This window comes from Desulfococcus multivorans (assembly GCF_001854245.1).
Lineage (GTDB): Bacteria > Desulfobacterota > Desulfobacteria > Desulfobacterales > Desulfococcaceae > Desulfococcus > Desulfococcus multivorans.
This window is the reverse complement of the sequence record NZ_CP015381.1, coordinates 2,833,651-2,856,197: the sequence shown is the minus strand read 5'-3', so window position 1 is coordinate 2,856,197 and position 22,547 is coordinate 2,833,651. Positions and strand designations below refer to the sequence as shown.

The following is a 22,547-nucleotide window of genomic DNA, read 5'->3' as shown; positions in this document are numbered from 1 at the left end:
CAAGATGACGATTTACGGGAATATGCAGGAGACGATCGGGGGAACCCCCCTGGTGAAGCTGAACCGAATAGCCGAAGGCCTCGCCGCCGCGCTTTATGCCAAGCTCGAATTTTTCAATCCGCTGGGGAGCGTAAAGGATCGCATCGCCGCAGCCATGATCGCGGCCGCGGAGTCCCGGGGAGAGATTGGGCGGGACACCCTCATTGTCGAGCCCACCAGCGGCAATACGGGAATCGCTCTGGCATTCATCTGTGCGGCCAAGGGATACCGGCTTTGCCTCACCATGCCTGAAACCATGAGTATCGAGCGCCGAAAGCTGCTGAAGCATCTCGGTGCCGAACTGGTTCTGAGCTCCGGATCGAAAGGGATGAAAGGCGCTATCGAAGCCGCCGGCGAGATCGTTTCCCGGCACGCCGATGCATTTATGCCGGATCAGTTCTCCAATCCCGCCAATCCCGATATTCATCGCAGGACCACCGGGGAGGAGATCTGGCGTGATACCGACGGACGGGTGGATATTGTGGTTTCAGGTGTGGGCACCGGCGGCACCATCACCGGTGTGGCCCAGGCCGTCAAAGCCCGGAAACCGTCATTCCAGGCCGTTGCCGTCGAGCCGGCGGAGTCCCCGGTGCTGTCCGGGGGAAGGCCGGGGCCCCACAAAATCCAGGGGATCGGCGCTGGATTTGTCCCCGAGGTGCTGGATCGGGAGATTATCGACGAGGTGATTTCCGTTGAAAGCGATACCGCTATCGAGACCGCCCGGCAGCTGGCAAAAATGGAGGGCATCCTTTGCGGCATTTCGTCGGGGGCTGCGGTGTCGGCTGCGCTTCGGGTGGCCCGTCGGCCCGAATCCGGAGGAAAGGTGATTGTGGTGGTTCTGCCGAGCACCGGGGAACGCTACATCAGTACCGAGCTTTTTCTGGCGTAGGGTTGGCGGTTCGGCAACCCGGCTCGATCCGGGAGACGGCGGCTACATCCGGATTCCCTGGAATACGAAGATCCCTCCGAACAGGGTGATGAGGATCGCGCCGATACGGTAGATCAAGGCCCTGGAGCGGATCCATCGGACGCTTGTCATCCGGGCGACGATTATCAGCGCGGGGAAGGTTCCCAATCCGAATGCGCACATGGCCGAGGCTCCCGTCAGAAATCCGGCGATGGGGTTGTGGTTTTCCATGGCAAGTCGTGCGGCCGACAACAGGGCGGTGTAGATCGGACCGCAGGGCAGAAGCCCCAACAGGAGACCCAACGGAAAACAGGTTGCGGGCTGTCGGGATGCCCGGATCAGACGCCTGTAGCCCCGGGCGACGAAACCGTCGTCCGAGGCGGTGGTCGGAAAAAGGCGACCCATGGGAAGCCAGCCGGCCATAGCGAGGCCGGTGGCGATAATCATGAGGCCTGTTCCCACCATAACCGCTTTTTGCAGCCCCAGGGTATGGGCGGCAAGGCGGGTCAACGATCCGGAGACCCCGACGATGCCGCCGAGAAGGGTGTAAGTGGTGATGCGGCCGGTGTTGTAGAGCAGATGGCGAAGAAGGTGGTGTTTTCCCGGAGACTGGAGACTCATGGCGACGACAATAGGGCCGCACATGCCGATGCAATGGCCGAATCCCACCGCGAAACCGGTGGAGAGGAAAAACAGCAGGGCTGCCGGCATATCAGTAGCGGACATCGAAAACAAAGACAGTCTCCCCCGTGTCTGGAACCGTCAATACGGCTTTCCATGTGGGAATCCCGCTGGGGCATCGCACGATGACCCCCGTCCCCGACCAGATTCCGGGACGTTCCGGCGTCAGGTGGACTCGGTTGTATCCCATGAACATATCCGGCATATCCAGGTCGATGTAAGGAGGGGCCGACAGTGTCGAACCGTCCGCCGGGTCGACGGCAAGCGTGATGCGGAAGGTCAGATCCCTCATGGCCCGAACCGGTCTGGGCAGGATCTCCAGGGTTGCCGATCCGCTCCCGAGAGGCTGGGTGCACGGGCCGCGCTGGATGTCGCAGTTTTGCATAACGCCCGAGGATGTCCGCGGCGCCTGGTCGGGCCGGAGTGTCGCCAGGTAGACGAAAATCCCCGCGGTTGCAAGACACGCCGATATAATCCGAACGTGATGCATCATTGCCCGTATCCCTTCTTTCCGGAACCCGCCGATCCCTTACCGGCTCCGCAGCGCTTCGTCCGGCGGAAGCGTTGCGGTCCGCCATGCGGGAATGACGGTTGCCAGGGTATAAGGGACGACGCTCATCAGAAACAGGAGAGAGACGTCGCCGGCGTCGATTTTCGGCGGCAGGTCGAACCTCGGGTAGAGGACGGACCATCCCTTGAGGATACCGGCGAAAAGCGGCGCCGACATCTGAAAGGTGTGAAGATAGGCCGACACGATGCCTGCCGTAAAAGCGGTCAACGACATGACGGCGCTCTCCCAGAACTTCATGGAGAGGATATCCGAAGTGTCCCATCCCAACGCTTTCAGGACCCCGATTTCGTATATTTCTTCACCGCTCATGGCCAGCGCCCTGTCTCCGGCGAAGACCAAAAAGGCCAGAAGCGTGCCGAAAAAGAGCACGACGGCGATGCCGCTTCGCCGGTCGAAGGCTGCCTGGTAGGTCTGGAGGAGATCGGTCTTCAATATCGGAACGGTTTCCGGGAGGATATGCGTGATCTTGGCGGCGATGGTCGGCACCTCCCGAATGTTGCGCACCGTAACGACGATGTCCGCGGCAAACCCCGGCGGGAGGCCGGACACGCGTCTGAAGCTCGACTCGGACATGAGGATGAGATCCGATGAGACCAGACCTGTATCCGTTTCCAGGGTGGTGACGACATTCAACAGGATCCCCGATCTGTCATGGGCAGTGAAAAAAAGACGACGCCCCTCGATGGCGTCCCAGGTTCGCATGACGCCTTCACCGACCACGATCTCGTCATCCGCATAGGAAAAATCCGGCGGCACCATGATGGTGTATCGGGATCCGTTGACGGGGTTGACATAGTAGGCCCAAAGACGGGTTCTCGCCGATCGTATACCGCGAATGGCGTGCAGTCGATCGGCATAGTCCACCGGTACGAAGACCTGACGGCCGGCAATGATCCGCTGAATGGTGATGTCCGGTGCGCCGTCGAGCAGTGCGTTGGCCTCATCCTGCAATGCCGCGGCGAAAAAAACGGCTGACGCCGGGATGAAAATCACGATCGTGTAGGTCGCCAGCAGCATCAGGTGCCGTCCTTTCCGCCGGAAAAGGCTTGACAGCGTGTAGTCCATCAAGCGGCGATGTCGCTCAATCCAATGCATTGGCGGGTCGGGATAGCCGGTGAGAGGGCCGGATGAAGATTCCCGAGGGCATGTGCTCCAGGGCCAGGGGATGGTTCTGGAACGGGGCATGACCGTCGGTCACGGCAGGGTTGCGGGTGTAAGGCGCTTCGGTGAAGAGGCAAAGGTCGGTGATCCCGAGATCAGCGACCATGGCCCGACGCAAGGCTCTCGCCCGTTCGACGTTGGCGCGGTGAAATAGCGGGTGGATGCACAGGAGAAAAAACATCACCGCCATGCCGATCACAGTCAGCAGCGCGTAACCGGTAGATCCCCGCATGTTCATTCATCCAGGCGACGGATGATTTCCGGCGTTATTTCGTTGAATTGAAGGATCCTGATCCCCTTGTGATCCTTCATGAAAGTCTCGGCATCAGGACGGTTGGAGAGCGGTATCAACTCTCGCCCCATGGGTCCGTAGACGTCACTGCCCATCACGTAAAAGGCGGCCCTGGCATCGATAAATTTCATGTCGTAGTAGTCGGTGACGTGAATATCCCGGATGTCGGCGACCTTCTGCCGCGAATTGTAGGTTTCGATATCGAAAAGATACTTGAAGAGATCCTTGGCGCCGTCAAAATAGTGCCGCCGGCCGTCCTTGAAAGTGATTACCCCGATCCAGTCGGGATATTTGCCGACGAACATGCCGCAGACCGGGCATTTTTCTTCAGGGCTGGGTTTGGGGGGCGCCGCCGCCGGGGCTTCATGCATGACAGCCGTTTTCTTCCGTTTTTCCCTGGCCGCCCTGGAATCGGCGTACATATCCTCATAGGCGGTCTTCACGGCGGTTTCGAAATCCGCTGTTGTTCCGCCGTGCGTACCGATGAACGCTTCCGCGCGCGACCGGTCCTTGAAAGCCCATTTCCCCCGGTGGGTCATAACGCCTATCCTGGCGCCGCCAATGACCCATACCGCGGCTTCCGCATCGATCAACTCCCGGGTGTCGTAATCGCCGACTTGAATCCTGATCGGTGCTTTGTCGAGATGGATGGCCATGGCGATGGCGGCGCAGTGCAGGGAGCAGTAGCCCGATTCCGAGGCATCGTCATAAGTCACCAGGATTCTGGCGAAGGCGAATTGTTTCCGGTCCATATCACAAAGAGGGCATCTGGGGTATTTCTCGGTATCCGCAAGGTCGGTAACCACGGATGCAAAGGCGGTGACATGGGCGATCAGCAGGAGTGCCGCGAATATCGAAAGAGAGCGGTATTTCATTTTGCCCCCCCAACGGTATGAAGGTTCGTTATGATGAATTTGAGAAAATTTGCGTAAATTTTACCACGGAAAGGGGATAGGGTCAATAAAACTCTGTGAGGCACATAAGGCTTGAATTAAGTTTATATCTTTGACATATTGAGCGCCTTCATATGCTTGAACTCCCGGAGGTTTCAAGGTTCCGAACCCGAAGCCTGCCGGGCGGGACGGCAATCATGCCGTAATCGAAAGATGGAAGAGATGTCCTTGAATTTACCTACATGGTCGGAAGAAAAGAAGCGAAAAGAACAACTGGATGATGTCGTATTCCTGAAACGGCAGGCACGGTTCGGTTCCGAGGAACTTTCCGAGCAGGAGAAGGCGGACCGGGTGAGGCGCCATTTTGATTCCGTGGCCCACAAATACGACATGATGAATACGGTGCTCAGCCTGGGTATTCATTATCTGTGGAAGAAGGCTGCGATCACCCGGCTTGGATTGAAGTCCGGTGAGAGGGTTCTCGATGTCTGTGGGGGGACCGGAGATCTGTCCGTCATGGCCGGAAAGGCGATGGGACGCTCCGGGAATATCGTGCTCTACGACATCAACCGGGACATGATCAATGCCGGTCGCATGAAGCGGACCAACGCCGATATCCGCAGGGACATTCATTACGTCCAGGGGGACGCCGAGCGGATTTCATTTCCCGACGACACCTTCGATGTGGTGATGATCGGCTTTGCCGTTCGAAACATCACCCATATGAAACAGGCCTTCAGTGAGATGTGCCGCGTTCTGAAACCCGGGGGCCGCTTCCTCTGTCTGGAATTCTCCAAACCCGTATGGCCGTGGTTTCGATGCCTGTACGACGTCTATTCCTTCCACATCATGCCGCTTCTGGGGGATCTGATGATGGGTGAGCGGAAGGCATACACCTGTCTGCCGGAAACCATACGCCTGTTCCTGATGCCGGATGAACTGAGGGATGTGCTGACTTCAGTCGGGTTTTCAGAAGTGATCTATGAGCGGATGACCAACGGCATCGCAGTGGCCCACACCGGTACCAAGAGGCCGTAGTCAGGCGAGGAAAAGGATGCGTAGGGCTGTTATCGAAAACAGGGCCGGCGGATACCAACTGGCACGATTGAAGAGACGCATCGCGCTGACCTGCGTGGGATTTCTTCGGAACTCGGCGGCCGGCATGATGAGCAGCCAGATTCCTAAACTGAGAACGACCAGATAATCTATCGCGCTGAATCGTGCCCGGGACAGGCTGAAAAGCACCAGGGTTAAGAGCACCGCGGCTCCCAGGGTCACGACGGCGGCGAAGGATGAGAAATCGAGGCCGAACCGGACGGGGACGGTCTTGGCGTTCAGCTGGATGTCTTCATCCATGTCGCTGCTGTCGTTGGGGATATTCTGACCGCCGACCTCCCAGAAAAACAGCATGAAAAATAGGGTCGCCAGAAAAAGCCCCGACGGGTGCGGGTCGACGGCGAAGACGGCGGCGACGGCCCCCAGGGTTTTGACGATTCCATTGATGAATATTCTCATCGGGCTGACCTTCAAAAGAAGGCAGTAGGTCGCTTCGAGTAGACAGCCTCCTATGAAAATCCATGCGCAAACCGGATTGAGAAGATAGGCACCGACAAGGGCGACTGCCGCCCAGGCCGCGGACCAGAACAGCCCTTCCCGAAACCGCAACAGGCCCTGGGCCATGGGATGCCGAACCAGGGCCGCGTCGATGTCCTCCGTCCCGGTTCGCACCCTGCAGTCTGCCTGCCTGAGCTTTTCCTGGTCCACCCGATAATCGACGACGTCGTTCAATGCATAGACGGCGGTATATCCGGCGAAAACCGTTACGATACCCAGCAGCAGAACCGGGAGCGGCGGCAGGCCGCCCAGCCACAGACAGGCCGCAAAACAGGGTGTTGTCATATCCAGCAGCCCATGGGGCGTGCGAGACAGGGCCACAAAGAGCTTGAAACGATGATCGCGGATGAACCGCATCGGATTTGCAGTGGTTTTCAACATGTAACTCCCGGAAGCGGCATTGACGTGACGGCGAATTGTTGATTGCGCCTTAAATAAACGATAACCGACGGCAAGTCAAGACGGATCGAATATCCGGCTGTTGAACGGCCGACGGCTGCGGGAGGATGGATGAAACAAGTGGAGGATCCCCTGAACCTGGATGAAAGGGAACTGGATAAATTCGAGAGGGTTGCCGACCGTTGGTGGGACCGCAACGGTGTATTGAAGTCTCTTCACGACATCAACCCCCTCCGGTTGGGGTATATCCGGGAGCGTACCCGGCTCCGGGGCGTCCGGGTCCTTGACGTGGGGTGCGGCGGCGGCATCCTGAGCGAGGCCCTGGCGGCCGAGGGCGCCCGTGTAACGGGGATCGACATGGGGGAGGCCCCCCTCATGGCCGCCCGCCGGCATATGGTGCTATCGGGACACGCCGTCGATTACCGCAGGACAACGGTGGAGGCGCTGGCCGATGCCGCCCCCGCCGCTTTCGACGTCGTGACCTGTATGGAACTCCTGGAACATGTTCCCAGGCCCGCGTCGATCGTAGCGGCGTGCGGACGTTTGGTCAGGCCGGGAGGCGACGTGTTTTTCGCCACCATCAACCGCAATCTCAAATCCTTCGTTTTTGCCATTGTCGGGGCGGAATACGTTCTCCGTCTCCTGGAGAGGGGATCCCACAGTTTCCGAATGTTCGTCCGACCCGGCGAGCTGACCCAATGGGCCGAAAGTGCGGGGCTCGACGTCAGGAATGTCGCCGGATTGCAGTACAACCCCTTCAGTCGCCGATATTTTTTGAACAACAATACCCGGGTGAACTACCTCATGCATGCCCGACGGCCGCATCGGCGCTGAAGAATCGCCATCGTAATTCTGGACAGGCAGACCAGACGATCGTGGTTGTCGGTGATGCGGATTTCCCATACGTGGGTGCTTCTGCCCAAATGTGCGGGGGAGGCCGTTCCCATCACGATCCCGCGTTTGATGGTGCGGATAGAACCGGCGTTGGTGTCGGGTCCGACACAGTGGGGTTCATGATGATTCCCTCAATATCCGTATCCGCCCTGCCGAATATGCACGAGACGGCTGTTTTCAAAAATCAGGGTCTGGGTCAGGCGGCTGGAGCCGAAGTTATAGAACCACTCCTGGATGGTGACGATCTTCTTGCATCCCGTGTACCGTTTGCCGCGATAGATATAGTAGTGTTCCTCGTATCGTTCATAGTCGTCCGGATCCGTCCAGAAAAAGGGATCGCGGCAGTTTCGACTGAACCGTTCCTCCTGACGCTCATCCACCCAGGTGGGCTCACCGCAGTTTTTAATAATCTCGGATGACGTCATCCCCCGGACGATAACCTTGCCGTCGCAGCGCAGGGCCGACGCCGGCGACGCGATGAGCGTCGTTATGAGGAGCACCGATAGAATCGTCAATTTTGGATTCATAATCGCCTTTCATGTTCGACGGTGATGGATGCGGCGTCGTCCGTCCGTCGATTGCCGGTCCGATCTGTTTTATGGGACGGCGCGTTGGGTTCGGGGTCAATGCCGTATCGGCGTAAACATAATCACTGTCGGGACGATGATCAATTTTACGGTGCAGCGGGTTTGCGGCAACCCCCTCCCCCCACAAGGCGGCATCGCGTCACGAAAAAAAGGCCTGAGGAAGTTATCCTCAGGCCTTGTGCGAATTCTCTGGAATTCGATAGGAATCTTTAGAACAGGCCGCTGACCTTGCCGGTGGCGGGATCAACGTCGATTCTTCTGAATGCCGGGTTGGAGCTGGTTCCGGGCATCAGGCTGATGGTGCCGGCACAGGGGCAGAGGAACTTGGCACCGGAGTAGATCAACACGTCGCGGATGGGCAGGCGCCAGCCCTTGGGCACACCCTTGACCACCGGGTCATGGGAAAGGCTCAGATGCGTCTTGACCATCATGGTGGCGAAGTCGGCATATTTGGGATCTTTTTCAAGCATCTCGGCCTTGGCGTTGGCCTCGGGGCTCCAGTCGACGCCTTCGGCACCATAGACCTCCGTGGCGATGGTGTTGACGCGGTCGCGCAGCTTCATCTCCAGCGGATAGAGGAATTTGAAATCGTTCTCTTCGTTGCAGGCGTCGATGACCGCATCGGCGAACTCCAGCGCGCCTTCACCGCCCAGCTCCCAATGCTTGGATTCCGCGCAACGGGCGCCGGCGGCCTCGGCGGCCTTCCGGACGATGGCGCATTCCGCATCGGTATCCGTGTAGAAGCGGTTGATGCAGACAACCGGATTGATGCCGGCCTTCCGGATGACGTTGATCATGTGAACCATGTTCTCGCATCCCTTTTCGACGAGGGCGAGGTTCTCCTTGGTGTATTCATCGGGAAGGGCTTTCCCGGCGACTACCTTGGGTCCGCCGCCGTGCATCTTGAGAGCGCGGATGGTGGAGGTGAGTACGGAGACGTGGGGCTTCAATCCGCTGAAGCGGCATTTCACGTTCCAGAACTTCTCAAATCCGATGTCCGCGGCAAATCCGGACTCCGTGACATGGTAATCCCACAGCTTGAGGCCGACGCGGTCTGCGATGATGGAGGATTGGCCCACGGCGATGTTGGCGAAGGGACCGGCATGAACCAGACACGGCTGGTATTCCGCGGTGCACATCATGGTCGGGTTGATGGTGTTTCTCATGAAGGCGGTCATGGCGTTGCCGACTTCCAGATCGCCGGTGGTGACGGGCTTTCCGCTCTTGTCGAAGGCTACGGTGATGTTGTTGAGGCGCTCCTTCAGATCGGCCAGGTCTTTGGCAACGGCCAGAATCGCCATGCACTCGGACCCGACGGCAATGCCGAACTTGGACTGCATGGTGAAGCCGTCGGTGCGGCCGCCCAAACCGATGACGATATTGCGGAGGGCCTGTGCACAGAAGTCGATGATCCATCCCATTTCGACGCGGGTGGGGTCGACATCGAGGCGGCGCATGCCGGTCAGCCGGGCCAGCTGTTCGTCATTGTAGTTTCTTTCATGCTGCATGCGGGCGGTCAACGCCACCATGGCCAGGTTGTGGGCGTTCATGATGTCGTTGATGTCGCCGGTGAGGCCCAGGGAGAATTCGGTCATGGGGATCAGAAGGGAGTTGCCGCCGCCCGCCGCCGTACCTTTGACGTTCATGGTCGGGCCGCCCGAGGGCTGTCGCAGGGCGCCGCCGACGCTGACGCCGCGTTTCCCCAGACCTTCCATCAGACCCACGGAGGTGGTGCTTTTACCTTCGCCGAGAGGGGTGGGCGTGATGGCGGTAACCTCGATGTACTTGCCGTCGGGCTTGTTCTTGAGGCGATCGATGATCTTCAGAAAGTCGAGCTTGGCCAGACGGCCCATGGCAAGGAGCTCTTCTTTTTCAAGCCCCAGTTTGTCGATCCAATCCTCCGGCAGGGGCATGTTTTTTTCGGCTTCCTCGGAAATCTGCCAGTCGGCCATTTCTACTGCATTGTAAGCCATAGATCCAATTCTCCTTTAGTTATTAATGTTAGCGCCAGGGATCCTCGATACGAGGCATCCCGTCACGATGGATAACCGACATCCATTTATTGTCTGAACCGGCCAATATCGGCTAGGATGAGCTCATTCCATGAATACATGCGTTAAAAATCGGTCACTCATACCATGCGCGGGCTGATTTGGCAAGCGCTATCTCCCATACAGAGAGACCGGAACCCGCGATGCCCGTCCCCCGGAATACTGAAAAAAAGGATGAAATGTTTGCTTTTTTCATGATTTTTCATAATATGTCCGAAATTTTCTCCGAATGCGTCCATATACCATCAGCGTCGTCGAGGTTGTCATGAAGATTTCTGATTTGCTGCACAGGCCAACGCTCACCCGCCTTGCCAAAACCTGCGGGTGAGCGGCGAAGCTCAGCCCGGTCGGGCTGGAGGCTTTATTGGCGGCCCTGCCGAAAAGCGATGATCCCAACATCATCGTGGGGTTCGATACGTCAGACGATGCCGGCGTCTACCGGCTGAACGACCAGGAGGCCCTTGTCGTTACGGCGGATTTCATTACCCCGCCGGTGGACGATCCGTATCTTTTCGGCCAGATCGCCGCAGCCAACGCCATCAGCGACATCTATGCCATGGGCGGCCGCCCCATTGCCTGCCTGAGTCTTGTTGGTTTTCCGGGAGAGAAGCTGGGGCCTGATGTGCTTCTGGGCATCATCACCGGGGCCGTGAGCAAGATTACCGAGGCCGGCGCCGTGTTGCTGGGGGGGCATACCACCGAGGATGCGGAGCCCAAGTTCGGGCTTTCCGTGACGGGACTTGTTCATCCTGAACGGGTGTGGCGCAACTCCGGCGCACGGCCGGGTGATCGGCTGATTTTGACCAAACCTGTCGGTAGCGGGGTTCTGTTCAATGCCAACCTGAAAAAGCGGGTTTCCCGGGGCGCGATGGAACGCTGTATCCGTGTGTTGACGACCCTGAATCGAAAAGCAGCCGAAATCATGGCTGATTTTGACGTTCACGGCGCGACGGATGTCACCGGATTCGGGCTGGCCGGTCATGGATTGGAAATGGCCCGGGGATCGAATGCAACGCTGGAGATCGAATTCGAAAAAATCCCGTTCATGGATGAGGCGCTGGATGCCTACAGGGAAGGAGTGACCACCGGCATGAACGCGGACAACCGCCGATTGACCGAAAAACGGGTTCGGTTTCCAGGGCGGCTCAGGCGATGGGAGGAAGAGATCCTCTTCGATCCTCAGACCAGCGGCGGGCTTCTTGTCGCCGTAACGGCGTCGCAGGCTGATGCGCTGATCGAGCGGCTTCATCAGGCGGGCATTACCCATGCCGGAATCATCGGTCGGGTTCTCGATCCCGGCGGTGCGTCCATCGTTTTCAGATAGGCGTTTTGTCTCCCTGAATTTCCTCTCGAGGTGTCTTTTTTACGGGCTGCGTTTCTGCCGGTCGGCGTTTTCTCCGGATCGTGCTCCAGGTTCGCGGGGAAGGGAAGGGCACGTGTCGTCCTTCCCGGATCAGCGCGGGGGGATCTCCTGCGCGTCGACCGAATGGTGCAGTCGATTGAGTCGATAGTAAAATTTCCCCAATGCCATCAGCGATTCGTGGGTGCCGGATTCGATAATCCGACCCTTTTTGACCACAATGATCCGGTCGGCATGCCGGGCGGTCGAAAGCCGGTGTGCCACGACCACGGCGGTGCGACCCCGCATCAGGTTGGAAAGGGCTTCCTGTATCTTGAGCTCCGTTTCCGAATCGATGTAGGAAGTGGCCTCGTCCAGGAGAATCAGGTCCGGATTTCGCGCCAAAGCCCGGGCGATGGCCACCAGCTGACGCTCTCCGCTCGAGACGGATCCGCCGCCTTCGCTGAACCGTGTGTTCAGCCCTTCCGGGAGTCGGCGGATCAGCGGCATCAGGTTGGCGGCCTCGATCATCCGATCGAAATCCTTTTGGGAGATCCCGGGATCTCCCAAAAGGATATTGTCTCGAATACTTTCCGAAAACAGGAAGGGATCCTGGGGAACGAGCGCCATTTTGGCGCGAAGCGCCGAGGTCGACCATTCCTGAATCGCCTTTCCATTGATCCGGATTTCGCCGGACGTGGGATCATACAATCGAAGGATCAGGTGAATCAAAGACGTTTTACCCGATCCGGTCGGGCCGACAACGGCAAGGGTTTCGCCTTTTTCGATGGAAAGCGTAATCCCTCTCAGGACGGGCTCTCCCTCGATGTAGCTCAACCCGACGTTTTCGAAGGACAGGGATTCGAAGTTCATGGGCGGTTCGAGACGGCGGGGTTCACGGGATTGATCGAGGGTCTCGTGGGTGTTCATGATCAACAGAATCCGTTCAGCGGAAGACATGGCGTTCTGAAGAATGTTGTACTTTTCGGCAAGATCCCGGATCGGCCTGAAAAACATGCGCATATAGCTGATGAAGGCGACGAGGATCCCCAGGCTGATGTCATCGCCGATGACGCCCCTGCCGCCGTAATAGATCACGAGGGCCAGGGAAACGGTGCTGAAGAGCTCGATCAACGGCATGAACACGGCGAAGATATGGATCTGTTTTATGCCCGCCTGATAGAACTCCTGGTTCAATTTTTCGAAATCGCGGGCATTGTTTTCTTCTTCCCCGAACATCTGAATGACGGAGATGCCGGCGATGGTTTCGGAAAAGCGCGCATTGATCTCCGCCGTCTTGATGCGGAGGGTCCGGAATACGGTTCGGGCGATGCGGGAAAAGAAGAAGGCGGCAAAAAAAACAAAAGGGATGACGGCAAAACAGACCAGGGACAGCTGCCAATGAATGGCCAGCATCATGCCGGTGATACCCAGGAGAAGGAAAAGGTCCCTGAAGACAAATACAATGATGGAGGTAAAGAACTCGTGCATGTTCTGGATGTCGTTGGTGGCCCGGGTCACCAGCCGGGCCACGGGCGTTCGGTTGAAAAAGGACAGGGAAAGGCTTTGGATGTGTCGGAAGAGTTGCATTCTCAAATCGTGCATAATGCGCTGGCCGGCGATTTCCATGACGATTACCTGGGAAAAGTTGAGGCCGAATTCGATCAGGGTAAGGATCAAAAACGCCGCGGCCGCCAAACCGACGCCGGTGAGATCGTTCATGCGGAGAGCCCGGATTTCCGCCTCGGACAGACGCTGGATATCGGAGACGGAGATTTCCGCCGACCGCTCCCGCACCTCGAATTTATCGGGATACCGGGCGACCACGGCGGCTGCCTCGGGTTCGGAGATGTCGAGGGTCAGGCGCCGGTCCGATTCGGTCGGGAAACCGTCCGCTCGAGGCGTGGCTCCGGGATCCTCCTGCCTGGAAACGGGGACGATGTAACGATCCACGGCGACCTTCGTGATATAGGGCATGCCAAGGTTTGTCGCGGTCAGGAGAAGCGCCAGAAAGGCAGCCAGGATGATCGCCTTCACATGGGGACGAATATACGGATAAAGCTCTCGGAACAGATCGGCATCGTATGCTTTTTCCAAGGTGCTTTCCGGGGCATAGCCGCGATCAGACGACATCGTCGACCTCCTGGATCTGTTGAAGCATGTACGTTCTGGCGTAGTATCCGTTTTGGGCAACCAACTCCCGGTGGCTCCCGGATTCGGTGATTCTGCCCTCTTGAAGGGTGATGATGTTGTCGGCGAATTGAACCGCCGAAATGCGATGGGAGGCAATGATCAGGGTTCGGTTTCCGACGAGGGCCCTCAGCGCCCGTAAAATAGCGTCTCCGGTCTCGGCGTCCACCTGACTGATGGGGTCGTCCAGCATCAGAATCGGTCGCTCTCGAAGAAATGCACGAGCCAGGGCCACGCGCTGCTTCTGTCCTCCCGAGAGGATCACCCCTTTTTCGCCCACGATAGTGTTTACTCCCCGGGGGAGCGTTCCAACGGTGTTTTCCAGTGCCGCCGTTCGAAGCGCCTTCAATAGCCTTTCGTCGGATACCGCGGCGCCGAAGGTGATGTTGTCCCGAAGCGTTCCGGCAAACAGAAACGGTTCCTGAGGAACGAAGGCGATCCCGGACCGGACATCCTCAAGCCTGAGATTCCGGATGTCGACACCGTCATATTCAACGCACCCTGCGGAGGTGTCCAGGATACGGGCGAAAAGAGCGATCAGCGTGCTTTTCCCGGCACCCGGCGGGCCGATGATTCCCAGGGTCGTTCCCTTCGGGATAGAAAGGGAGATGTCATCCAGAATCCAGGGGGACGCCTTGTCGTAACGGAATCGAATCCCGTTGCCCCGGATACCCCCGGATAGACCGGCGAAGGGACGGGCGCCGGTTCGGTTTCGGATCTCCGGACGGGTGTCGAGAATCGATCCGATGCGCTCCAGGGATGCCTTTCCCCGTTGAATCAGGTTGATCAGCCATCCGATGGCCATCATGGGCCATGTCAAGAGCCCGAGGTAGCTGATGAAAGCGACGAAATCACCGGGGGTGATCCGGTTGAAGATGGTCTGCCGCCCTCCCAGATAAAGCACCAGCGCGAGGGAGATGTTGGAGAAGAGGAGCATCATCGGGAAAAAGGCGCCGGTGATCCAGATCAATCGCACATTCCTGTCGATGTAATCTTTTGACACGGCCTCGACTGCTCCGGCGGATTCCGTTTCCCGGGTATAGGCCTTGATGATTCGGATGCCGGTGATGTGTTCCCGAATCCGTTCGGTAAGCAGCGCGTAGGTCCCTTGAACGGATTGGTAGGCGAGATGCATCTTTTTGCTGAAGATTCGGGTGCTGATAACGATGAGGGGCATGGGGATGATGGTAAACAAGGTCAGGCGGACATTGATATAGGCCATGAAGCCGATGGTGCTGGCCCCCAGCAGCACTGCATCCATCAGGGCCACCAGCCCCATGCCCACCGCCATCCGGATGTGATGGATGTCGTTGGTGGCATGGGCCATCAGATTGCCGGTCTGGGTTTTGTGAAAATAACCTGCCGAAAGCGTCTGGAGGTGGCGGAACAGACGGTTTCTGAGCCCCCTTTCGATCTCTCTGGAGAGCCCCATCAGAAAGTGACGCCAAAGGAAACGAAACCCGCCGATGATGACGGCGATCACCACAATCCAGAGGGCCTGGGTCATCAGGCCGTCGGGTGTTGCGGAGAGTGTCGCGAGACCGTCCACCGCCGCTTTGATGATTCGGGGAATCACCAACTGAAGGAGGTCCACCGTCATGAGGCAGAGGAGACCGACGGCAATGGAAAATCGTCGGTGGTAAAGATAGGGCTTGATGAGGTCAAACGGTGATGATGTCACTGTCACGGCGCTCCGGATTGGCGGTTAAACACCTTATGCGCTCACTATACCTCCCCGAAGGGGCGAAGTAAACCTCGGGCGTATCCCCGGCACGATAATTGGACCATGGGGAATATTGCCGGGCATTTGTCGCATCCATTCATTGACTTTCAACCGATGGATTGGTATGGTTATTGGTTATGGAACCAGGAATAGTTGTTGAATTTATCGATCGTCAGAAGATCAATTGCGCCGTCGTGCTGGAAGCCGACAGACAAAAACTTCGATTGTTGGCTGAAAACAATCGTGAAATCAAAATGTCCGAAGGCCGATTGCTGCACGCGTCGAACCGAAGTCTGGATCTTTCCGGCGGAAGGGACCGGCTCGTCGCAGGGCTGAAAGAGACCGTCCGGCTTCGGGAAGCACTATCCGAGAAGGTCGATATCCAGGAGCTTTGGGAGGTGCTGAATGCGGAGCAAAATTGGATTCCGCTTCACACCATCACCGAACTCTGTTTCCCCGACGGTGCCGACGGTGATCATGAATCGGCGGTGATTCGGGCGTTTTTCAAAAACCGCCTTTACTTCAAATTCAACCAGGAGGGTTTCTACCCCTATTCGGCGGAGCAGTTGGTTCAACTCCGCGCTCAAGCCGCCGAGGCTCTCCGGAAACACCGACTGATCGAAAAAGGCGGAGAATGGCTCAAGCGGATTCTGGAGGGGTCGCTGCCGGATTGCGATCGGATGGAACTCTCGTCGGACGAAAAAGAGTTCATCAAGATTCTGACCTCATATTATTTATATGAGAAAGAAAGTGCCTACGCCGACCTCGGCAAAGCCATAACGGCTAAAGCGGGCATCGGCGACATCGAAAATCTATTTCAGGCTTTCGTCAAGCTCGGCGTCTGGAATTCCGATGAAAACCTGGATCTCTACCGATATGGTATCCATACCGATTTTCCCGAAGCGGTCATGACGCTCACCGCGTCCCTGCTGAAATCCTCTTTTCCCGCCCGAAGCCCGGCCCGACGGGATCTGGGCGACCTCAGGATGATCACCATTGACGGGCAGTCGACGCTTGATTTCGACGATGCGTTGAGCATCGAGGATCACGGGGATCACTATTTTCTCGGCGTTCATATCGCCGATGTGGGGCATTTCGTCGAAACGGACTGCGCTGTCGACCGGGAGGCCGTCATGCGGGGAAGCTCGATCTATATGCCCGACCGAAAGATTCCCATGCTGCCGCCCGAGCTGGCGGAAGGGCATTGCAGCCTGAAGGCCGGAGAGCTGCGGCCCGGCATCAGCACCGTCATCCGCTTGAGTCGAAATGCCGATATAGAAAGTTACGAGGTCTTTCCCAGCCTGATCCGGGTGACGGATCAGCTGACCTATTACGACGTCAATATGATCGCCGAGGAGAACAGGGATATTTCGATTCTGTTTCAGATCGCCAGAAAATTTCGTCAGAGGCGTTTGGCGGACGGTGCGGTTCATATTTCTCTCCCGGAGGTCAACGTATGGATCGACGAGACCGGTGAACTGATCGTCAACAAGACCAACCGGGAGAGCCCGGCCCGGCTGCTCGTATCGGAAATCATGATTATGGCCAACTGGTTGATGGCCGAATTTCTGGCGGAGAGAAAACTACCGGCCGTATACAGATCACAACCTGATCCCCGGGAACGGCTTTTCAATGAAAACGGCGGCACGCTTTTTCAGAACTGGATGCAGCGGAAATTTTTGAGCCGATTCATCCTGAGCCCCGAGCCCGAAAGACATTCAGGTCTCGGCTTGAGCGCTTATGTGACCGCGACGTCGCCCATCCGGAAATATTTCGATCTGGTGACCCAACGACAGATCCGATCGGTTTATGGATTGAACCCGGCATACACGACGACCGACATCGAAAAGACGATTCAGGCGCTTGAACAGCCTATGAGCGCCGTAATCCGGATCCAGAACCGACGCAAACGCTATTGGCTTTTGAAGTACCTCGAAAAACGAATCGGTCAGAAGGAGGAAGCCATTGTACTGGCCAGACGAAAAGGCTTCTACCTCGCCCTCATGACGGATTACATGATCGAATGCGCACTCCCCAACACCACGGGTCTCAATCTCAAGCCCGAGGACGTGATTCAGGTCACCATTCAACATGTTGATGCCAGGAAGGATATGCTTTCCGTATACATGGGCTGATCTCCGACGGCCTTAGACATACGGATGCGGTTGATCAAGCCTTCTGTCGCAGGAAAAATGTTTGCTGATGAGGAGGCGTATGTTTTCATCGGCACTTTTCAGAAAACTCTTCATTGCCTTCTGCCTCGCCACGCTGGGACTTTTCCTTCTTCTCTCTGTCGTTTTGATCATGGATGTCGGCGGCGTCGCCGCGTTTCCATGGCAACCGGAACGTTATGTCGTTCGGGCGTCCGCGGTTCTGCTCTTCGGCGTTCTTCTGATGGGGGTTTTGATCCGGTCCATCCTGAAACCCTTGATCAAGATCACCGACCAGGCCCGGCAATTTGTCCGAAACCGCCAACTATCCGAAAAATCCGAAAACCGTTATATCCCGGATGACGGCGAAATTGGGACGTTGGCGGCAGCCGTCTACGGCATGACGGCGGAACTGGCGGAGCAGGAGCGGACCATAGCGGAGCAAGCCGCAGCCCGGGAACGGCTTGTCGAGGAGATCGAGAGCCTGCGCAAAAGAACTCGGGATCTATTCCGGGAAAATGAGAGATTGAAGCGTCGTTTCGAGGTGATCCGTGACAAACAGGACTCTCTCAGGAGGAGCGAAGAGCGGTATCGGACGATGCTCGAGAACATCGAGGAATATTTCTATGAAGCCGATCTATCCGGGAACCTGCTTTTCTTCAACGATGCGCTGCATCGGATGCTCGGCTATGCCAAGGATAAGCTGGTCGGCATGAATTTCCGCGAGTTCATGGATCGCGGTACGGCGGAGAAGGCCTTCAGGATATTCCGCAAAGCATACGAAACCGGCCAGGCCCAGAAAGGCATTGGCTGGCGTCTCCTCCGAAAGGACGGTTCCGCCTGCCATATCGAGATTTCAGTGTCGCTGATCCGAAATCTTGCCGGTGAAATTATCGGATTCAGGGGTGTCGCCCGGAACGTCAGTGAGTTGATCTATCTTGTATATCACGACTCCCTGACCGGACTATATAATCGTAAAGCCTTTTTTGAGCGCATGCGCGAGACTCTGGCCATCGCCAAGCGGGATTGTAAGGAAAAGAATATCTTCTATCTCGACCTGGATGAGTTCAAGCGGGTCAATGACGATTATGGTCACCACATTGGAGACAAGGTGCTCAAAGAGGTTGCGGCGCGCCTGAAAGCGAGTCTCCGGGAAACCGATCATATCTGCCGTATCGGCGGCGACGAATTCGTCGTGATTCTCAACAATCTGAAGGACGAATCCCACCCGGAAGAGGCGGCCCGTCGGGTTCTAAAGGCTTTGTCGCGGCCATACCGTATCGAAGGTCACAATATCGATTTCATTACACCGAGCATCGGTATCAGCACCTATCCCAAGGACTCCGACAACGTCGAATCGTTGATCCGTTGTGCCGACATCGCCATGTTCAAAGCCAAACGAAAGAACGGCGGCGGATGCTACGCATTTTACGACAAAACAATGGAGGCGGATTGGCGTAACTCGGATCTTCATGAGCCGTGAGGCGGCGTCGTTCGCATGAAGGACAGACGTCAGGAGCGCGCCCAACGCCTGTTTCCGGATTTTGCGTCACCCGTCGAGGCTTCGGCAGCCTTGCACACGAGCTCCAACGCATCGTAGCCTAGAAAGCCGTTAACCTCCCGGGAAAGCGCTTCGCCCGCCCGGAGTTGAATGCTTTCGGACATCGCTATGATGGTATCCGACGACTCGGAAGCCACCAGGTGCAGATACGCCGGACAGGATCCCGGATGTTTCGCCAGGATATCCTTCAGTTTCAGCAGACCGTCGCGATCGATCCGGTCTATGTCCAGATTGATGTGAACGCCGGCCGTCCAGGTCTCCTCGGCCAATGCCATCGATACGATCCTGGCGGCGATGATTTTTGCCGTGTTGTCTTCTTTCTGGAGTCTTCCCTCGATCAGGACCGGGGTGTCCGCAACCAGTAATCCCACCGCGGATTCGTAGACCGACGAGAATACGGTGGTTTCGACAGACCCCGACATGTCTTCCGTGGTGACGAAGGCCATCAGGTCTCCCCGCTTGGTCCGGATGGTTTTGACCTCGCTGATAATGCCGCCGATGCGGACCGCCTCGCCGTCGGACCTGTCCTGCAAAGAGAGGGCGTCGGCGGTGGTGAATTTTTCGAGGGTCTTCTGGAACTGCTCGAGGGGATGACCGGTAATGTAGAATCCCAGAGATTCCTTTTCGAGGGTCAGCTGATACTTGCTGTCCCATACCGGAACGTCGGGCATGGGCGGTGCGTTGAAGGCCTGCCGTTCGATGTCGAGGGTGTCGAATAGCCCCATCTGGGGGCTTGCTTTTTCTTTCTGGACGCGCTGGCCGTATTCAAGGGCCTCTTCAAGGGCGCCCATCATCTGGGCCCTATGGGCGCCGGTGGTGTCGAAAGCGCCGCACTGGATGAGGCTCTCGAGCACCCGCTTGTTCACCTTTTTCAGATCGACCCGCTCACAGAACTCGTAAAGGGACGAAAACGTGCCGCCGTCCTTACGGGCTTCCAGGATGGCGTCGATGGCACCCTCTCCGACATTTTTGACGGCCACCAACCCGAACAGAATCTTATCGCCGTCCGCCGTGAAGCTCTTTCCGCTGGTATTGATGTCCGGCTGGAGGACCGGGATGTGGTGCCGGCGGCATTCCGCGATGAACTTGACGACGCTGTCGATGGACCCCATTTCACTGGTGAGAAGCGCGGCCATGAATTCCACGGGAAAATGCGCCTTGAGGTAGGCCGTCTGATAGGCGATCAATGCATAGGCGGCGCTGTGGGATTTATTGAACCCATATCCGCCGAACTTTTCCATCAGGTCAAAAATCTTGGTGACCTGCTCCTCGGGATAGTTGTTTTCGAGGGCGCCTTTGATGAAGCGCTCCCGATGCTGAGCCATGATCTCGGCAATCTTTTTTCCCATGGCCTTCCGGAGTCCGTCCGCTTCGGCCATGGAGTAGTTGGCAAGAGTCCCGGCGATCTTCATCACCTGCTCCTGGTAAAGGATGACGCCGTAGGTCTCCTCGAGAATGGGCGCCAATTCCGGAAGGAGGTATTCGACCTTCTGACGCCCGTGCTTTCGCTCGACAAAATCGTCCACCATCCCGCTGTCGAGGGGACCGGGGCGATAAAGCGCCACCAGAGCGGTGACATCGTCGAAGCGGGCGGGTTTGAGCCGGGCTAACAGATCTTTCATGCCGGAGCTTTCCAGCTGAAACACGCCGGTGGTGTCTCCCCGGGAAAGGAGCTGATAGGTTTTCTCGTCTTCAAAATCCAGATCAAGCAGATCCGGCGGGGTTTTTCCGTTTTGGGCGATCAATTTGAGGGTGTTGTCGATGACCGTGAGGTTCCGAAGACCCAGAAAATCGAACTTGACCAGGCCGATCTGCTCGACCCGTTTCATGTCGAATTGGGTCACCACCTCGCCCTTTTTTCCCCGATACAGCGGCAGGTAGTCGGCCAACGGCTTATCCCCGATGACCACGCCGGCGGCATGGGTCGACGCGTGGCGGGGGAGTCCTTCCAATATCCTGCAGATCTGGATCAGCTCGGCGATGGCCGGCTGGTTTTCCGCCATTTCGGCCAGACGGGGCTCCTGCTCGAGAGCCTTGTCCAGGCTGATGTTGAGGACATCGGGCACCATCTTGGCAATGGCATCCACCTCCTTCAGCGGAATGTCCAGGGCGCGGCCGACATCCCGGATGACGGCGCGGGTTTTCAGTTTTCCGAAGGTGATGATCTGGGCGACGTATTCCCCCCCGCCGTAACGGTCCACGACGTACTTGAAAACCTGCTCCCGGCCGTTGATGCAAAAGTCCACATCGATATCCGGCATGCTGATCCGAGCCGGATTCAGGAACCGCTCGAAGATCAGGCCGTGCTCGATGGGATCGAGATCGGTGATGCCCATGGCGTATGCCACGATGCTGCCGGCCGCCGATCCTCTTCCCGGCCCCACCGGGATCCCGTTCTCCTTTGCGTAGCGGATAAAATCGGCGACGATAAGAAAGTATCCGGCAAATCCCATCTGTTTGATGATGCCGATCTCGTATTCGAGACGTTCCGTATAGACCTTTTCGTCGATATCCTCGTGTTTTCGTCGGATATGGGTCATCCGCCGGGCAAAGCCGCTTCGGACCTCCGCTTCAAATATCTCGTCGGCGGACAGGTTTGACGATGTGTCGAATTTAGGGAAATGGTAGGTTTTGAAGTCGAATTCGATATGGCAGCGATTGGCGATTTCGACGGTGTTTTCGATGGCCCCGGGGAAGTGCCCCAGGGTTTTGGCCATCTCCGCCTGGGACTTGAAATAGAGCTGATCCGTGGCAAACTTGAATCGACCGGCGTCATGGACGGTTTTACCGGTTTGGATGCACAGCAGGACATCGTGGGCCCGGACGTCCTCCTTATCCAGATAGTGGCAGTCGTTGGTGGCGATGATCGGGATGGAGAGCCGTCGGCTCATGTCCAGAATGCCCTGGTTGACGATGTCCTGCTCGGGGATGCCGTTGCTCTGGACCTCGAGAAAGAAATGATTTTCGCCGAAGGTTTCCAGATAGAAGCGGGCGGCCTGGTCAGCCTCCTCTATCCGGCCCTTTTTGAGAAGCATCGGGATCTCACCGTGAAGGCATGCGGAGGAGGCGATCAGCCCTTTGCTGTATTCACGGAGAATTTGCCGGTCGATGCGGGGCTTGTAGTAAAATCCCTGCAGTTGGGCAATGGAGGCCAGCTTGCACAGGTTTCGATACCCCTCCTGGTTTTCCGCGATGAGTACCAGATGCCGGGTCCCCTTGCTGTCCAGGGGCGTCTTGTCGGCCAGGTTTCGAGGGGCGACATAGCACTCGCAGCCGATAATGGGCTTGATGCCTGCCTTGACGGCCTTTTCGTAGAATTCCAGTGCACCGAACATGGTGCCGTGGTCGGTCACGGCCACGGTATCCATCCCGTAATCCTTTGCCCGCTGCATCAGTGCGTCGATTCGAATGGCGCCGTCCAGGAGGCTGTACTGGGTATGGAGATGAAGATGGACGAAACGGGGGTGTTGCTGTGTCATGACGGTGTCCGTTGGA

16 protein-coding genes and 2 pseudogenes are annotated in these 22,547 nt (G+C 57.3%); 6 read left to right on the top strand and 12 right to left on the bottom strand.

Translation table 11 applies throughout. The features are described 5' to 3' along the window. The first annotated feature begins 4 nt into the window (after positions 1 to 4). A complete protein-coding gene (cysK, locus tag dmul_RS12475; protein ID WP_020875773.1) occupies positions 5 to 928 on the top strand; it encodes a cysteine synthase A in 924 nt (307 codons plus the stop codon). A 42-nt stretch (positions 929 to 970) separates the two neighbouring features. On the opposite strand, the gene dmul_RS12470 is transcribed toward cysK, so the two are convergent. From dmul_RS12470 to dmul_RS20745, 5 genes are read right to left on the bottom strand one after another with little or no spacing between them, the layout of a single operon-like run. Further along, positions 971 to 1,672, bottom strand: a complete 702-nt coding sequence (locus dmul_RS12470) for a sulfite exporter TauE/SafE family protein (RefSeq protein WP_078081283.1) — start codon at positions 1,670 to 1,672, stop codon at positions 971 to 973. Then, the gene (locus dmul_RS12465) at positions 1,659 to 2,120 is read right to left on the bottom strand and encodes a hypothetical protein (protein ID WP_020875775.1); all 462 of its coding nucleotides are present in this window, start codon (positions 2,118 to 2,120) and stop codon (positions 1,659 to 1,661) included. Before dmul_RS12465 ends, dmul_RS12470 begins: the two co-directional genes overlap by 14 nt. Before the next feature lie 36 nt (positions 2,121 to 2,156). After that, positions 2,157 to 3,293 carry an ABC transporter permease gene (locus dmul_RS12460; protein WP_040414404.1) on the bottom strand — a complete coding sequence of 379 codons (1,137 nt, stop codon included), beginning with the start codon at positions 3,291 to 3,293 and terminating at the stop codon, positions 2,157 to 2,159. After that, entirely contained in the window at positions 3,280 to 3,591 is a 312-nt protein-coding gene (locus tag dmul_RS12455; protein ID WP_052018511.1) for a hypothetical protein, read from the bottom strand. The genes dmul_RS12460 and dmul_RS12455 overlap by 14 nt, the downstream gene beginning before the upstream one ends. Before the next feature lie 2 nt (positions 3,592 to 3,593). Then, a complete protein-coding gene (locus dmul_RS20745; protein ID WP_020875778.1) occupies positions 3,594 to 4,526 on the bottom strand; it encodes a nitrous oxide reductase accessory protein NosL in 933 nt (310 codons plus the stop codon). A 240-nt stretch (positions 4,527 to 4,766) separates the two neighbouring features. On the opposite strand from dmul_RS20745, the gene dmul_RS12445 reads away from it, so the two are divergent. After that, complete coding sequence (locus tag dmul_RS12445; RefSeq protein ID WP_020875779.1) at positions 4,767 to 5,582, top strand: class I SAM-dependent methyltransferase; 816 nt, start codon at positions 4,767 to 4,769, stop codon at positions 5,580 to 5,582. On the opposite strand, the gene dmul_RS12440 is transcribed toward dmul_RS12445, so the two are convergent. Then, the gene (locus dmul_RS12440) at positions 5,583 to 6,539 is read right to left on the bottom strand and encodes a UbiA family prenyltransferase (protein ID WP_020875780.1); all 957 of its coding nucleotides are present in this window, start codon (positions 6,537 to 6,539) and stop codon (positions 5,583 to 5,585) included. A gap of 129 nt (positions 6,540 to 6,668) precedes the next feature. Here dmul_RS12440 and ubiG point away from each other — a divergent pair, with 129 nt between their 5' ends. Further along, positions 6,669 to 7,391 carry a bifunctional 2-polyprenyl-6-hydroxyphenol methylase/3-demethylubiquinol 3-O-methyltransferase UbiG gene (gene ubiG, locus dmul_RS12435; protein ID WP_020875781.1) on the top strand — a complete coding sequence of 241 codons (723 nt, stop codon included), beginning with the start codon at positions 6,669 to 6,671 and terminating at the stop codon, positions 7,389 to 7,391. On the opposite strand, the pseudogene dmul_RS21285 reads toward ubiG, so the two are convergent. The 3 genes and pseudogenes from dmul_RS21285 to dmul_RS12425 all read right to left on the bottom strand — a co-directional run. Then, positions 7,355 to 7,567: pseudogene (locus dmul_RS21285) on the bottom strand (hotdog fold thioesterase); the annotation flags it as partial. The gene ubiG and the pseudogene dmul_RS21285 overlap by 37 nt on opposite strands. Before the next feature lie 15 nt (positions 7,568 to 7,582). Then, complete coding sequence (locus dmul_RS12430) at positions 7,583 to 7,978, bottom strand: DUF2845 domain-containing protein (RefSeq protein ID WP_020875782.1); 396 nt, start codon at positions 7,976 to 7,978, stop codon at positions 7,583 to 7,585. A gap of 269 nt (positions 7,979 to 8,247) precedes the next feature. Beyond that, complete coding sequence (locus tag dmul_RS12425) at positions 8,248 to 10,011, bottom strand: formate--tetrahydrofolate ligase (protein ID WP_020875783.1); 1,764 nt, start codon at positions 10,009 to 10,011, stop codon at positions 8,248 to 8,250. A gap of 412 nt (positions 10,012 to 10,423) precedes the next feature. Here dmul_RS12425 and selD point away from each other — a divergent pair. Continuing rightward, positions 10,424 to 11,413 (top strand): annotated as a pseudogene (selD, locus tag dmul_RS12420) (selenide, water dikinase SelD); the annotation flags it as partial. A 129-nt stretch (positions 11,414 to 11,542) separates the two neighbouring features. Here selD and dmul_RS12415 read toward each other — a convergent pair. Both dmul_RS12415 and dmul_RS12410 read right to left on the bottom strand, forming a co-directional pair. Further along, complete coding sequence (locus tag dmul_RS12415) at positions 11,543 to 13,561, bottom strand: ABC transporter ATP-binding protein (RefSeq protein ID WP_020875785.1); 2,019 nt, start codon at positions 13,559 to 13,561, stop codon at positions 11,543 to 11,545. Beyond that, positions 13,551 to 15,299, bottom strand: a complete 1,749-nt coding sequence (locus dmul_RS12410; RefSeq protein WP_020875786.1) for an ABC transporter ATP-binding protein — start codon at positions 15,297 to 15,299, stop codon at positions 13,551 to 13,553. Before dmul_RS12410 ends, dmul_RS12415 begins: the two co-directional genes overlap by 11 nt. Before the next feature lie 179 nt (positions 15,300 to 15,478). Between dmul_RS12410 and dmul_RS12405 the strand changes: the two genes are divergently transcribed. Both dmul_RS12405 and dmul_RS12400 read left to right on the top strand, forming a co-directional pair. Continuing rightward, complete coding sequence (locus tag dmul_RS12405) at positions 15,479 to 17,476, top strand: ribonuclease catalytic domain-containing protein (RefSeq protein ID WP_020875787.1); 1,998 nt, start codon at positions 15,479 to 15,481, stop codon at positions 17,474 to 17,476. 79 nt (positions 17,477 to 17,555) lie between these two features. Next, on the top strand, positions 17,556 to 18,974 hold the full coding sequence (locus dmul_RS12400; protein ID WP_020875788.1) for a sensor domain-containing diguanylate cyclase: 1,419 nt from the start codon (positions 17,556 to 17,558) through the stop codon (positions 18,972 to 18,974). Positions 18,975 to 19,003: 29 nt separating this feature from the next. Here dmul_RS12400 and dnaE read toward each other — a convergent pair whose 3' ends face one another. Then, positions 19,004 to 22,531 carry a DNA polymerase III subunit alpha gene (gene dnaE / locus dmul_RS12395; RefSeq protein ID WP_020875789.1) on the bottom strand — a complete coding sequence of 1,176 codons (3,528 nt, stop codon included), beginning with the start codon at positions 22,529 to 22,531 and terminating at the stop codon, positions 19,004 to 19,006. Between the last annotated feature and the right edge of the window lie 16 nt (positions 22,532 to 22,547).